Origin of the sequence: Photorhabdus sp. RM322S (assembly GCF_042879395.1) — a bacterium.
GTDB lineage: Bacteria > Pseudomonadota > Gammaproteobacteria > Enterobacterales > Enterobacteriaceae > Photorhabdus > Photorhabdus khanii.
In genome coordinates this window covers 60737-74717 of sequence record NZ_JBHFKW010000017.1, presented here as the reverse complement: position 1 = coordinate 74717, position 13981 = coordinate 60737, and the positions used below count along the sequence as shown (strand labels likewise).

Below are 13981 nucleotides of genomic sequence, written 5' to 3'. Positions count from 1 at the left end.
TTAGTAATAGTTATTCGAATAAAACTGACATAAGGATAATAAAGTGTTCTTTCAGGAACGACAAATCACGTTTGGCAATCGCAACTACCAGCTTGCCAATACTAATATTTGGACGCCAGACAGCCAATGGTTAGTTTATGATGTTCGTCCTCATGGCGCTTCGTTTACCGGTTTAACGATAGAAAAAATTCATGTGAAGAGTGGCAAAACAGATATTATCTATCAAGCAAAAGAGGGGGCTCATGTTGGCGTAGTGACAGTCAGCCCCACAGAACCTGTCCGGTATGCTTTTATTCACGGGCCAGAATGCCCGGATGAGCAATGGCATTATGACTTTCATCACCGGCGTGGGGTGATTGTCAGTGAAGAGTCACCCGGAAAGGCTGTCACACTGGATGCCATGGATATTACCGCCCCTTATACGCCGGGAGCGTTGCGTGGAGGAAGTCACGTTCATGTATTTAGCCCGGATAGTAGCCGCCTGAGTTTTACTTATAACGACCATGTTATGCATGAGCTTGATCCAGCACTTGATTTGCGGAATATCGCAGTTGCTGTGCCCTTAAAATCGGTTGAATCCCCTAAACAGCATCCCCGTGAATATGATGGCAGCCATTTCTCCGTTTTAGTCAGTCGTACAACTCCTCATCCGGAGCCGGGTAGTGATGATATTAATCGCGCCTATGAAGAGTGTTGGATAGGTCAGGCTGGGTATCGTAGAGCTGATGGCAACCGGCAGCGTTGGGCACTGGCATTTATTGGCGATACCCTTTCTGCAACAGGGGGAAAAGTACCGGAAGTCTATGTTGTTGATCTGCCTGAACAGGATGTTGATTATGCAATAGCAGGGGAAAAACCGCTTCAAGGCACGGAAACAACATTACCGGCGCCGCCTGCCGGTGTAATGCAGCGTCGTCTGACATTTACTAGCCACAAACGTTGCCCGGGGGTGGTGAATAATCCGCGTCACTGGCTGCGTGTTTCACCGGATGGTGAACAGATTGCTTTTCTGATGAAAGATGATAATGGCATTGTGCAATTGTGGACAATATCGCCAAATGGTGGCGAGCCCCGTCAAATAACGCAGAATCATTGTGGTATTCAATCTGCTTTTAGTTGGGATCGGAGCGGTCAGTATGTTGCTTTTATTTGTGATAACAGTGTGATGCTGTGTGATGTGCAAAATGGGCAGATACAGCGCTTGACAAAGCGTACAGAGAAAGCACCTTCTGGGGATGCGGTTGTGATTTCACCGGATAGTCATCATATTGCCTTTATGCGTGCAGTAGATGGTTATATGCAAATTTTCCTGGTGGAAACCGGGATAAAATAAATACATTTGCTACCAGTTGGTTATCCACTGGTGGCAATAAATAAACCAAAACGAATGCTTAGTTAGCTTTAGTCTGATTTTGATTTTGCGCTTTGTCTATTTCCTCAATTCGCTCTTTTGGTGAACTTGCTGACTGATCCTCATCGGATTTTATATAGTCATAAGGTAATAAAAGGGTATCTAATAGTGCAGAAAAAGGCAGATCAATCGCTAGCAGCGGTTTCATCACCCAGCCAGTGTCATCATCTTTTAGCATTTCAATATTTGTCTGAGCACCGGAATAATAACCACGGATAGGTCCTGAATGCGTCATGATGCTGGTACATCCGCTGATTAGCAGGCATCCTAATGTGACGCAAAATAGAATTAATTTATTACTTTTCATCGGTTCTATTGATCTCGTATGGTCAAACAAACAGCCGGAATATTCCGCTTTTACTAAGTGACTCTGTTAGCCTGTCGGATATTAGGATCTTAGTTAAGGGATTCGATATCAGTTACTATAATCACGATATGCAACATTGACCATAGCATTAATACCTGAGAATAGTGAATTTTTTATGTCACACTTATTTTTTTATTCTTCTGATGAATAAGAAACGAATTAAGTCATCGTAATGATTTGTGTAGCCTATTTATTCAAACAATCTTTAATCTTAATAAGGCTGGCTAAGGTGATTTGGCTTTTTGTCTATCCGTCATGGTTTTTTAAAAGAAATCGTCTTTCTTGCTATGACAATAATCCCTTTTTGGTAAAGGATGCGGGTGATGTGACAGTATTGCCGTACCACCGTCAGCATGCACCATGGGATTAAAGCCCAAATATAGTAATATGGAGTGAGCGGTTTTCTGGTAGGTTCCGCTTGTTAAGAAATCGGCTGAAAGTCTCATTAATGCATAATGCACTCTTACATTAGCTATCAGTAAACGCACAAAAACCGGGCTATTCAAGCTATTAGATTGAGAATTTTTTGATTAAATAGATACTGCTGAAGGAGAGGGTGCAGACAAGGAATGTTTCTTTCTCTTCTTTGCACCAAGCACTCTACAAATTCTGATAATAATCATGTAAAAGTCCTCGTTGTCATTTGGCTCCCGCATTCTCATGCAGGAGCTTTTTTATTACTGGTTTCAGGCGACTTTCTGATGTGCCAGTTCAATCTCTTCCGCCAGAATCGCAATCCCTTTTTCGATACTTTCCGGATCAGGAACATAGTTCATGCGCATACATTCGTGAGCATGTGGCCAGTTTTGCTCGAGCCCTGGGAAGAAATAGTGGCCTGGAACCATCAGCACACCGCGCTTTTTCAGCCTGTGGTAAAGCGTTTCTGTTGTTATCGGCAGGTTTTTAAACCACAGCCACAGAAAAATGGCACCTTCTGGTTTATGGATCAGACAAAGTTCCTCCGGCAGGTAACGACGAATAATATGAATGACGTCCTGAACCCGTTGTTGATAGAACGGGCGGATAACATCCTGTGACAGGCGGAGAAGATCATTGCGTCGGATCATTTCCAATGCCATTGCTGGGCCAACGCCGCCCGGTGCAAGGCTGATAATGCCGTTCATATTACTGACGGCGTTGATGATTTTATCGTTAGCGATAATAATCCCGCAGCGGGAGCCGGGCAGCCCTAATTTGGATAAACTCATGCACAGAATAATATTGGGATTCCACAATGGCGTCGCTTCGCTGAAAATAATACCAGGGAAGGGGACGCCATAAGCATTATCAATTAGCAGTGGGATTTGATGTTGTTGAGCCAGATGATCCAGCCGTTGTAACTCTTCATCAGTGATAACGTTACCGGTTGGGTTAGTTGGGCGAGAAACACAGATCAGACCAATATCGTCGGTAATATTTAGATGGTCAAAATCAACACGGTATTTGAACTGACCTGCCGGCAATAATTCAATATTGGGTTTATTGGCAACAAATAAGCCTTCATCCAGCCCTGAGTCGGAATAGCCAATATATTCTGGTGCCAGTGGGAATAGCACCTTACGGGTAGAACCATCTTCACTGCGCCCGGCTAACAGGTTAAACAGATAGAAAAATGCGCTCTGGCTGCCATTGGTCAGGGCAATATTTTGTGTACCAATTTCCCAGCCAAGTTTTTCGCGCAGCATCTCTGCCAATGCTCGAATTAGCGTATCTTTACCCTGAGGGCCATCATAGTTGCATAGTGTTTCCGTGAGTTGACCGCTTGCGGCCATCTCAGTCAGTAATTGCTGAAAATAGTCATCCATTTCCGGGATATGTGCCGGATTACCACCGCCCAGCATAATTGCACCGGGTGTCCTCAACCCTTGATTAAGGTCATTCATCAGGCGGGTTATACCTGCGTCTTGTGTAAACTTGTTACCGAATTGAGAAAAAATCATAGCCGTGTTCGTTGTCGGTGTGTTATTCAAATTAGAAGAAATAACACCATACCCTTCGCATTATCGGGGTGCAATCTAGAAAATTATGACTATTAATTATTTAATATGGCATTTAATTTAACATTTAAAATAAAGAGCTAAATGTTTGGTTAATATCCAGCTTTATTATTGGCATTAATCTTGGGGCTATTGTAATTCACTGAATTTATTTTCTACATAAACAGTCAGTTATATGGTCATTGACCAAGCCTGTCGCCTGCATAAATGCATAGCAAGTGGTACTGCCGATAAATTTGAACCCTCTTTTTTTCAGTGCTTGTGATAACTCATCTGAAATATCTGTTTTTACCGGCACCTCTGTGATGGTTTTCCACTGATTAATAATCGGTTTGTTATCAACAAAACGCCAGATAAAGGTGCTGAATTCCTCACCCTGTTGTTGCATTTTAAGATATGCCCGCGCATTGTTGATAATGGCGTTAATTTTGGCGCGATTGCGGACAATTGCGGGATTGAGCATCAGTCGTGCCACATCATTTTCATCCATGACGGCAATTTTTACCGGATCAAACTGATGAAAACATTGGCGATAGCCTGCGCGTTTTTTCAGGATAGTCAGCCATGACAGCCCGGATTGCTGGCCTTCCAGACAGATCATTTCAAACAGCTTTTGGCTATCTTTTTGTGGTTTTCCCCATTCATTATCATGGTAAGTCAGATATTCAGGATCAGAGGTCACCCAATGACAGCGTGTTAATTCCATGATGATTATTCCCGATGTTGATGGTTAATAATTGACTGTACTTTAACTGTATATACATACAAGTAAAATAGCCAGATTAAGATTTTTTTATTTTAGGGTGGAATTGAGAGCGAATTCAGGGCTGTATATCTTAAGGTCAAAGGGTATACTGACCGACTTCCTTTCAAATTCATATGTATCGCGTGCGGATCCAACATGCAAAAGTTTGATACCAAGACCTTTCAGGGGCTGATCCTGACATTACAGGATTATTGGGCGCGCCAGGGCTGCACCATTGTCCAACCACTGGACATGGAAGTCGGCGCGGGTACTTCTCATCCAATTACTTGCCTGCGTGCACTTGGCCCGGAGCCAATTGCTGCGGCTTATGTGCAACCTTCCCGTCGTCCGACGGATGGCCGATACGGTGAAAACCCGAATCGCTTACAACATTATTATCAGTTTCAGGTCATTATTAAGCCGTCACCAGACAATATTCAGGAATTATATCTGGGTTCTCTGAAAGAGTTGGGGTTGGACCCGACGGTTCATGATATCCGTTTTGTTGAAGATAACTGGGAAAACCCGACATTGGGTGCCTGGGGTTTGGGCTGGGAAGTGTGGCTTAACGGCATGGAAGTGACTCAGTTCACTTACTTCCAGCAGGTAGGTGGCCTTGAGTGTAAGCCGGTAACCGGTGAGATTACTTACGGTCTTGAGCGTCTGGCGATGTATATCCAGGGCGTAGACAGTGTTTATGATCTGGTTTGGTGTGATGGTCCACTGGGTAGAACCACTTATGGTGATATTTATCATCAGAATGAAGTAGAACAATCTACTTATAACTTTGAGTATGCAGATGTCGATTTCCTGTTTAGCTGCTTTGAGCAATATGAAAAAGAAGCTCAGGATCTGCTGGCGCTGGAAACACCGCTGCCTCTGCCGGCTTATGAACGTATTCTCAAAGCGGGTCATACATTCAATCTGTTGGATGCCCGTAAAGCTATCTCGGTGACTGAGCGTCAGCGCTATATCCTGCGTATTCGCACCCTGACCAAAGCTGTTGCAGAAGCTTACTATGCCTCCCGCGAGGCGTTGGGCTTCCCTATGTGTAAAAAGAATCAGAACTAAGAGGCTGTCATGACTCAACAGACTTTCCTGGTGGAAATCGGCACAGAAGAGTTGCCGCCGAAGGCTCTTCGTTCACTGGCTGAAGCATTTGCGGCTAATTTTGCGGCAGAATTGGATAACGCTAATCTGGCTTATGGTGAAGTGAGCTGGTTTGCGGCCCCGCGCCGCCTGGCGCTGAAAGTTGCCAATCTGGATGAAGCGCAGGCTGACCGTGAAGTGGAAAAACGTGGCCCGGCAATTGCTCAGGCATTTGATGCAGAGGGTAAACCGACAAAAGCGGCTGAAGGTTGGGCTCGTGGTTGTGGTATTACAGCTTCTCAGGCTGAACGGTTGGTGACAGATAAAGGCGAATGGTTACTGTACCGTGCTCTGGTTAAGGGCCGCAGTGTAAAAGAGTTGCTGGCGGCTATGGTCAGCCAGGCTCTGAGTAAGTTGCCGATACCTAAACTGATGCGTTGGAGCGATAAAGAGACTCAGTTTGTTCGCCCGGTGCATACCATCGCTATGTTGTTCGGTAATGAACTGATTGAAGGTGACATTCTGGGCATCAAATCTGCTCGTGTCATTCGTGGTCATCGTTTTATGGGTGAGTCTGAATTCACGATTGACAATGCGGAACAGTATCCAGCGATTTTGCAGCAACGCGGTAAAGTGATCGCGGATTATGAGACTCGTAAGGCGCTTATTAAGCAGGATGTGGAACAAGCCGCTGTTCAACTGGGTGGCATTGCGGATATTAGTGATAGCTTGTTGGAAGAAGTTACCTCTTTGGTTGAATGGCCGGTTGTGCTGACAGCGAAATTTGAAGAAAAATTCCTCGAAGTGCCAGCAGAAGCGTTGGTTTATACCATGAAAGGCGACCAGAAATACTTCCCGGTTTATGACAATGCTGGCAAGTTGATGGCAAATTTTATCTTTGTTGCCAACATTGAATCCTCTGATCCACAGCAAATCATTTCCGGTAATGAAAAAGTGGTTCGCCCGCGTCTGGCTGATGCGGAATTCTTCTTTAATACGGATCGTAAACAGCGTCTGGAAAATAATCTGCCACGTCTGGCAACGGTTCTGTTCCAGAAACAGCTTGGTACTTTGCGCGATAAGACGGATCGTATTCAGGCCCTGGCTGGCTGGGTTGCAGAGAAGATTGGCGCTGACGTTAATCATGCCGCTCGTGCGGGTTTGTTGTCTAAATGTGACCTGATGACCAATATGGTGTTCGAGTTCACCGATACTCAGGGTGTGATGGGAATGCATTACGCCCGTCATGACGGTGAAACAGAAGATGTCGCTCTGGCGTTGAATGAGCAGTATCAGCCGCGTTTTGCCGGTGATGAATTACCTTCTACAGGTGTTTCCTGTGCGTTAGCCATTGCGGACAAAATGGATACTCTGGCGGGTATTTTTGGCATTGGTCAGCATCCGAAAGGCGATAAAGATCCGTTTGCACTGCGTCGTGCTGCGCTGGGTGCTTTGCGTATTATCGTTGAGAAAAAACTGTCACTGGATTTGCAGGCATTGACAGAAGAAGCGGTTCGTCTATATGGCAACAAGCTGACCAATGCCAAAGTCACTGATGACGTGGTTGAGTTTATGCTTGGCCGTTTCCGTGCTTGGTATCAGGAGCAGGGTTACAGCATTGATACCATTCAGGCCGTGTTGGCGCGTCGTCCAACGCAACCGGCTGATTTCGATGCCCGTGTTAAAGCGGTGACTCACTTCCGTACATTGGATGAAGCGACAGCGCTGGCAGCCGCGAATAAGCGCGTTTCTAACATTCTGGCGAAGTCTGAAGAGACACTGAATGAGAAAGTGAGTGCCTCTGTGCTGAAAGCGCCGGAAGAGGTGAAACTGGCAACGTATCTGGTGGTTTTACAGGATAAGCTGGCACCTTTATTTGCTGAAGGGCGCTATCAGGAAGCGTTGGTTGAATTGGCCTCTCTGCGTGAAGTTGTCGATGCTTTCTTTGACAATGTCATGGTGATGGACGAAGACCAGCAGGTGCGCGTGAACCGCTTAACCCTGTTAAGTGAATTGCGTGATCTGTTCCTGAAAGTTGCGGATATTTCGTTACTGCAATAATGATCTGAAATAGCCAGTTCCGGCTGTTGTGGAATGAAATGGTTGGAACCTAATATCCCTTACATTGATTTTGTGGCTCAGTTGAGCCACACTTTATTTTTAAAGAATATGGCTGCAAATGCATTTGTTCGTGCAAGAATTGATGAGACATTAAAAGCAGAAGCTACTGAGGTTTTGGCTGGTATGGGGTTAATTGTATCCGATCTGGTACGCATCACTTTAACTAAGGTTGCAAAGGAAAAAGCATTGCCGTTTGAAATGCGAGTGCCTAATAAATTAACAGCCGAAACTTTGGCTAAGAGTGATCGCGGTGAAGATATCCATCAAGCAAAGGATGTTAATGATTTATTCGATCAACTTGGTATCTGATGCGTTAGAAGGTGGTTGGTGATGTTGTCAGATTTGAGCGAACAGGAAGACATTCCGATCTATTCGATGAATAAACTGTTCAAAACGTGTGAGAATCCAATATAGCTGCATTCCCGTTGTTTTTAACAGCAACTAATCCCTGATTATTAAAAAGGTATTGACGGCCTACAACGAGCGCAGTAAGATGCGCCTCGTTTTCGGCGAGTAGCGCAGCTTGGTAGCGCAACTGGTTTGGGACCAGTGGGTCGGAGGTTCGAATCCTCTCTCGCCGACCAGATAATAGTTTGGGGATGTTGAAGTAGCTCCGCGAACTTAAAGAAATTAGAAAATCCTTACAGCATTGCTGTAAGGATTTTTGCTATTCGGAAGCATTTACTCAACAACCACAGTTGTTTGGTACATCGGTTTGCATAACTTTAGTATCAACATCAAATTGTTGCGGTGTTCCACAGTTGAAAAGACCATAGTGCTTTTTCCCATCGCCAATTAAATCAAACAATGTATGGTAACGGCTTTTGGTCATCATCTTGGCAGTATTACCACATACCGGGGTGGCTCTGCCTGCCTCAAAAATATGCTCTTGATCAAGAACAAACTGATTTGGGGCATCCGGTAGATTACCTTTATAAATTGCGACTTGGCCATAGTCTTCGCAGCGGTCTTCCAGTTCTAATTTGAACAGTCTTAGCGTCATGGAATACAGTTTTGCACCGCCTAGTTTTGCTTCGATTTCCTTATTGTTTATGGGTCTCAAGTTGCTATTGATTACACGAACATCATTAAAACTGACCGTTCTTGCCAGCCGTATAAAATCCTCAAAGTACAAAACATCACCGATACATTCACCAACAACTTGCGGATCATCTTTCAATGATGGGTCCAGTCTTCTATCTGAAAAAATGTCAGAAAAGTAGATTTCTCCGCCAGGCTTGAGTAAGCGAGCCATACCAGCCAACACATCTGCCTTAGACATAGACAGATTGATGACACAGTTTGAGACGATAACGTCGATACTTTCAGGCGGTAAATCAAGTTCCTCCAGTGACTCGATATACCCTTGTTGAAAATGAATATTGGTGGATGGATAGCCAAATATCTGACGATGGTAGTCGACAAAACTCTGAGCGAACTTGATTTGTGCTGCTGTTGCATCAATGCCAATGACTTTACCTTCAGCACCTACGAGATGAGAAAGAATAAAGCAATCACGTCCACTACCACACCCTAAATCCAGAACTGTGGTTCCCTCCAATAAGGGAGGGAAAGGCGCACCACAACCATAAAAACGCATTTGTACCTCAGGGTGGATAAGTTTAAGAATTTCTTTGATTCTGCTTGAAGGAGCTTGGTCCGCAGTACATACATTCGTAGCGAGATCCTGTTTGTTGGACAGTGTTTCGCCATAATAGTGTTGTATGTCTTCAATCCGTTGTTTAAGCAATTGTTCGTTCATCTTTTTCTTCCTTAAACTAAACATCTTTGGGTGCTTGGTTTTCTTCTTTAGCGTCTTTGGTATTTTTCTTACAGCAATCAGATTTTTTTTCCTTTGAAATATCTTGAGCTTCGTCAGTCACCTCTTCAATCCGCATTGCACAACATGCGGAAGTTTCCTGTTTACTGAATAAACGGGCAATAAACCCTTTCTTCTCCGACATAACGGCCTCCTTTCAGGCAAATAATAGATTAGCGATATACCCTACCCCGATCGCGACACAGAAAATGGTCAGTACAAAAACCGCCACTAAACGGGGGCGGAAAATGGTATTGAGCAGAATAACTTCTGGAATGCTTGCCCCTGCGCCAGCAATAATCAGTGCTGTGACAGCGCCTATACTCATCCCCTGAGATTGCAATGCTAAACCGATAGGGATCAATGTTTCTGCACGAATATAGAGTGGGACGCCTACAGCTGCTGCAACGGGAATGGCGAATGGATTATCGGCTCCAGCAATATTGGCAATCCATTCTCCCGGTACTACACCGTAGATTAAGGAACCTATACCTGCACCGATAAGTAAATAAGGTAAAGAAGTTTTAAATAGGCTAAAGGCAGCACGACTGGCTCGATTGAGACGCGATTTTAAATCGTTTGGCCCAGGCGAGCTGTTATTACCGACTACACGTACTTTCTTTACGTCTCGTTCTAAACCAAAGAACTGCCAGATTGCACCCACCGCTACAGAGAGAATAAAAGCAGAAACACCATAAAATAGTGTGAATTTCCAACCAAGCAATGTCACCAGCAAACCCAGAATAACCGGATTGAGTATTGGTGAAGAGACAAGGAAAGACATAGTGGCGCCAAATGGTGCACCTGCATTCAGCAGACTCACGGTAACAGGAATGGTTGAGCAGGAGCAAAATGGTGTTACTGCCCCTAATCCTGCGCCAACGAGATTACCACGCAAACCACGTCCGGTAAGCAGACGCTGTACTGTACTGGCTGGTATGTACTCCTGCATCATTGCGACAATGAAACTCACAACCAAAAACAGAATGATCAACTCGGTACTTATGATGGTAAAAAATTTAAGTGTTTCGGAAAGAGAGTTTAGGTTCATTTTATATTCCTGATCAATGCATAGATGGGTAATGTATATAGTTAAAAAAAACCGTCATTGCTGACGATTGATATGCGCAACGACTTCCATCCAGGCTTCTACAGCCACAGCAAAGGCTTCACGCCCTTTATCTGTTAATGTGTAGACTTTACGTCCACGACCTGAAACTGTTTCGTTGTGCACCGTTACATACCCGCCTTGCTCAAATTCACGTAGCACTGGGTAAATTGTACCTTCAGTGGGCGCACAGCAGCCTTGGGTTGAACATTCAACCTCACGGGCAATTTCGTAGCCATGCATAGGCCGTTGTCGTAGAACACTGAGAATGAAAAACTTGGACAAGCTCATCTTAATGATGCCATTCCAATACATTCGATCAGTGTAGTCCACTGCTGTTCGTCCAGCAGTCGCTGGGATTTTTTTAGATTTGTTCATAACGTCATCATATGCATTGAGCATCAAGGTGTCAACAATGATAATTCCCCTGTTATTATAATTAAATTCATTCATAGCCCGAACAGCATCAAATTCCTGAATTTGGTCAGTGTTGATAATGAGTAAAATAAGGCTTTATAGTCACAGGTTTTATTAATCAGATTCCAACATATCGAGATATTTTGATATCTAATAATATCATTATAAGAAAATAACATTTATCCACTATCAATAGTATTTAACATATTCGTTATTATATTGCCATTTATGAAGTTAATTTCATGATAAATAAGGCTTAATTTGTTCATCTGAGAAATATATCTCATTCATTGAATTACTTGTTTGAAAAAACATAATAATAGTGTATGAATGTCTTCTTCTAAAAACATGAAATGGAATATAAATGTGAAACTAAGTGATATAGGTAATACAACTTTACTCGAGATTGATAAGTTAAAAATAAACGGTAATAGAGTATTTTCGAAGTGTGAATATCGGAACCCTACAGGAAGTCATAAAGACAGAACGTTCTTACATATTGTTAATACTCTTGAGAAGGAGGGTAAAATACAGCAAGGCATGACACTAATTGACTGTTCGACAGGAAATGGCGGGGCAGCATTAGCATGGATAGGAAGAGAAAAAGGATATAAGATAAAAATATTCATGCCTGAAGGCATGACAGATGAGCGTAAAGAGCAGATAAGGTTTTATGGTGCAGAGATTTATGAGACACCTAAGGAACTATTTCTTAATGGAGCAGTTTCGGCAGCAAAAGATTATGCTAAAGATAAAGATGATGTTTTTTTCCTTGACCAGTCAGGCACAACGTTAAATAAGGAAGCCTGGAATGTCTGTGGAGAGGAGATCATTAAAGAATTAAAAGAGAATAATATTGTTCCTGACTATTTTATTTGTTCAATAGGTACAGGCGGTACTTTTTCGGGGATTGCTGAAGTTTTAAAGCGAGAATATAGCAATATAAAAACGATTGGTATTGAAGTAAGCAGTTCTGCCCCACTATATGCAATGAGGAAAGGTATTCATTTTGAACATCATCATCATAATCTGATGGGGCTTGGTGCGGGTGTGCTATCGGTTAATACGGTTCCGGAGTTAGTTGATGAAGTGCATACAGTCGAAGGGGATGAAGCTTGGAATAGAATGAAAGAATTTATATTAACTGATGATCTTGGCATAGGTCCTACGTGTGGTGCCAATTTATTGGTGTGTGAGAGAATGCTGCAAAAATTACATAATAAAGTATTGATCACTTTATTCTTTGACAGTGCTTGGAAATATAAGAGTCGTTGGGATGGCGTTTACCCTGAATATAAGGCAGATTGAGCATGTTATTAAAAGACATTTATAAAAACGCGCGAGTGATTAATTCTGGAAAAACATTGACAACAGTCAATGAATTTACGGACCAGTTACCTGCGTTAAGACCTGAGGTTTTGATAGAAGTTGCTCATAAGATAATTCAATTAATGGATCTTGAAATAGACAAGATTGTCACAGAAGAGGACAAAGGTGCTCCGCTGGCAACCGCTATTTCTCTCTTTACGGGAATACCATTGGCAATGGCTAGATGGTATCCCTATTGTTTGGATGAGCTTAATCATAATGTTGTACAGATTAGTTCCGAGTATTTTGAAGGGAAAATGTATCTTAATGGCATAGAGCCAGGTGATCGCGTTGCTATTATAGATGATACTTTAAGTACAGGGGGCGCGGTAATATCTCTTATAGAATCGGTGCAAAAGAGTGGTGGTGAGGTTAAAGATGTTATATGTGCGGTAGAGAAAATCCAGAATAATGGCAAAATAAAAGTGAAAGATAAAACCGGCATAGAAGTGAAAACGATTATGAAAATTTATCTTGAGAATGAAAAAGTTACAGTTATTGAGTAAAATAAATATGAAAACAACCGTAATTAAAGATAAATTTGAAATAATAAAAGGAATTCAGAGTAAACAGTTTAATTTTTGGAGAAAGAGATCAATAGGTGATATATGTCTTCATATAATGGCGTAATATATGGGATTGTTTTTTGTCTCATAAGTGCCGCGTTTGATGTGTTTGTTGCGTATTTAACGCAATCGATAAACTCGGCTATTGTTATTTTTTATTGTTTTATGTCATCGACTTTGTTGTTTATGGCGATAAGTATCTTCAAGGGGATTGATGAATTAATATTAAAGGTCCGTAATAACACATTGTTAGTGTTAATTATTAATGTCTCAGTTTTATTAAATTGGGGAGGGTTAATAATTTCACTTCGTTTTCTTGAGCCTGCTATAGTTGGCGTGGCTTCAGTGGCTTGTGGTCCGGCAATAACTATCCTTCTCTCGTCTTTGATAGATAAAGATGAGGCGAAAACGGAAAAACTGGAAGTTGTCATATCCTGGTTGGTTTTAGTTGGGGTAGGCATTATGCTGGTAAATTCATTTTTGGGAAATAGTGGTTTATCATCGACTTCAATTCAGGATAGAATTATCGGTATTATCAGTGTGATATTCAGTGCGGTGGGAACCGTATTATACACTATTTTTTCTAAGAAATTATTCAAGGAAAAATGGAAAACATATGAGATATTATCTGTTAGAAATATTTTAATGGTTATACTTTCGTTTTGTTATATTTCACTATCCGATGTTTCTTTTGGTTTGAATATCGAAATGATTCTTCCGATGTTTATTCTGGTGATTATCGGGCACTTACTGCCAATCTATCTTATACAGAAAACAATTAATGCCATTAAACCGCTTCATGTTTCTTTACTATTATTGCTAATACCCGTATTTGTTATTTGTTTTCAATATCTTGATTCGCGTATAGCTTTTTCTATTGAAAGTCTGATTGCAGTTTTGGTTATAGTTTCTTTGTTAACCGTTCTTGGTATTAGTAAGATAAAAAAGACCAAAGGGTATAGTGAGGTATAAA

At 42.3% G+C, this 13981-nt stretch carries 14 protein-coding genes and 1 tRNA gene; 8 read left to right on the top strand and 7 right to left on the bottom strand.

Translation table 11 applies throughout. The features are described 5' to 3' along the window. Positions 1-43: 43 nt before the first annotated feature. On the top strand, positions 44-1333 hold the full coding sequence (locus ACGF63_RS12065; protein WP_387631027.1) for a DUF3748 domain-containing protein: 1290 nt from the start codon (positions 44-46) through the stop codon (positions 1331-1333). A gap of 58 nt (positions 1334-1391) precedes the next feature. Here ACGF63_RS12065 and ACGF63_RS12060 read toward each other — a convergent pair whose 3' ends face one another. The 3 genes from ACGF63_RS12060 to ACGF63_RS12050 form a co-directional block, all read right to left on the bottom strand. Beyond that, entirely contained in the window at positions 1392-1718 is a 327-nt protein-coding gene (locus ACGF63_RS12060) for a YceK/YidQ family lipoprotein (RefSeq protein WP_387631024.1), read from the bottom strand. A 746-nt stretch (positions 1719-2464) separates the two neighbouring features. Then, on the bottom strand, positions 2465-3718 hold the full coding sequence (locus tag ACGF63_RS12055; protein WP_387631021.1) for a valine--pyruvate transaminase: 1254 nt from the start codon (positions 3716-3718) through the stop codon (positions 2465-2467). Positions 3719-3923: 205 nt separating this feature from the next. Then, on the bottom strand, positions 3924-4481 hold the full coding sequence (locus ACGF63_RS12050; protein ID WP_036846146.1) for a DNA-3-methyladenine glycosylase I: 558 nt from the start codon (positions 4479-4481) through the stop codon (positions 3924-3926). A gap of 195 nt (positions 4482-4676) precedes the next feature. Here ACGF63_RS12050 and glyQ point away from each other — a divergent pair, with 195 nt between their 5' ends. The 4 genes from glyQ to ACGF63_RS12030 all read left to right on the top strand — a co-directional run bounded on the left by glyQ (position 4677) and on the right by ACGF63_RS12030 (position 8314). After that, positions 4677-5591 (top strand): glycine--tRNA ligase subunit alpha, encoded by a 915-nt coding sequence (gene glyQ / locus ACGF63_RS12045; protein WP_132355195.1) that lies wholly within the window; start codon positions 4677-4679, stop codon positions 5589-5591. A gap of 9 nt (positions 5592-5600) precedes the next feature. Continuing rightward, a complete protein-coding gene (gene glyS / locus ACGF63_RS12040) occupies positions 5601-7670 on the top strand; it encodes a glycine--tRNA ligase subunit beta (RefSeq protein WP_387631017.1) in 2070 nt (689 codons plus the stop codon). 108 nt (positions 7671-7778) lie between these two features. Further along, on the top strand, positions 7779-8039 hold the full coding sequence (locus tag ACGF63_RS12035; protein ID WP_387631083.1) for a type II toxin-antitoxin system RelB/DinJ family antitoxin: 261 nt from the start codon (positions 7779-7781) through the stop codon (positions 8037-8039). A 198-nt stretch (positions 8040-8237) separates the two neighbouring features. Then, positions 8238-8314, top strand: a tRNA-Pro gene (locus ACGF63_RS12030). A 101-nt stretch (positions 8315-8415) separates the two neighbouring features. Here the strand turns inward: ACGF63_RS12030 and ACGF63_RS12025 are convergent. The 4 genes from ACGF63_RS12025 to ACGF63_RS12010 are packed head-to-tail and all read right to left on the bottom strand — an operon-like array spanning position 8416 to position 11035. Continuing rightward, a complete protein-coding gene (locus ACGF63_RS12025) occupies positions 8416-9492 on the bottom strand; it encodes a methyltransferase domain-containing protein (RefSeq protein WP_152963305.1) in 1077 nt (358 codons plus the stop codon). A gap of 16 nt (positions 9493-9508) precedes the next feature. Then, entirely contained in the window at positions 9509-9694 is a 186-nt protein-coding gene (locus ACGF63_RS12020; protein WP_036846136.1) for a hypothetical protein, read from the bottom strand. Between the two features lie 12 nt (positions 9695-9706). Then, positions 9707-10600, bottom strand: coding sequence for a permease (locus ACGF63_RS12015; protein ID WP_152963306.1), 894 nt, complete (start codon positions 10598-10600; stop codon positions 9707-9709). A 54-nt stretch (positions 10601-10654) separates the two neighbouring features. After that, positions 10655-11035, bottom strand: a complete 381-nt coding sequence (locus ACGF63_RS12010; RefSeq protein ID WP_110742889.1) for a PadR family transcriptional regulator — start codon at positions 11033-11035, stop codon at positions 10655-10657. A gap of 405 nt (positions 11036-11440) precedes the next feature. Here ACGF63_RS12010 and ACGF63_RS12005 point away from each other — a divergent pair, with 405 nt between their 5' ends. The 3 genes from ACGF63_RS12005 to ACGF63_RS11995 all read left to right on the top strand — a co-directional run bounded on the left by ACGF63_RS12005 (position 11441) and on the right by ACGF63_RS11995 (position 13980). Next, on the top strand, positions 11441-12382 hold the full coding sequence (locus ACGF63_RS12005) for a cysteine synthase family protein (protein ID WP_387631012.1): 942 nt from the start codon (positions 11441-11443) through the stop codon (positions 12380-12382). Positions 12383-12384: 2 nt separating this feature from the next. Then, positions 12385-12948: a phosphoribosyltransferase family protein gene (locus tag ACGF63_RS12000; RefSeq protein ID WP_036846133.1), complete on the top strand. Its 564-nt coding sequence runs from the start codon at positions 12385-12387 to the stop codon at positions 12946-12948. A gap of 102 nt (positions 12949-13050) precedes the next feature. After that, the gene (locus ACGF63_RS11995) at positions 13051-13980 is read left to right on the top strand and encodes an EamA family transporter (protein ID WP_152963307.1); all 930 of its coding nucleotides are present in this window, start codon (positions 13051-13053) and stop codon (positions 13978-13980) included. Position 13981 lies beyond the last annotated feature (1 nt).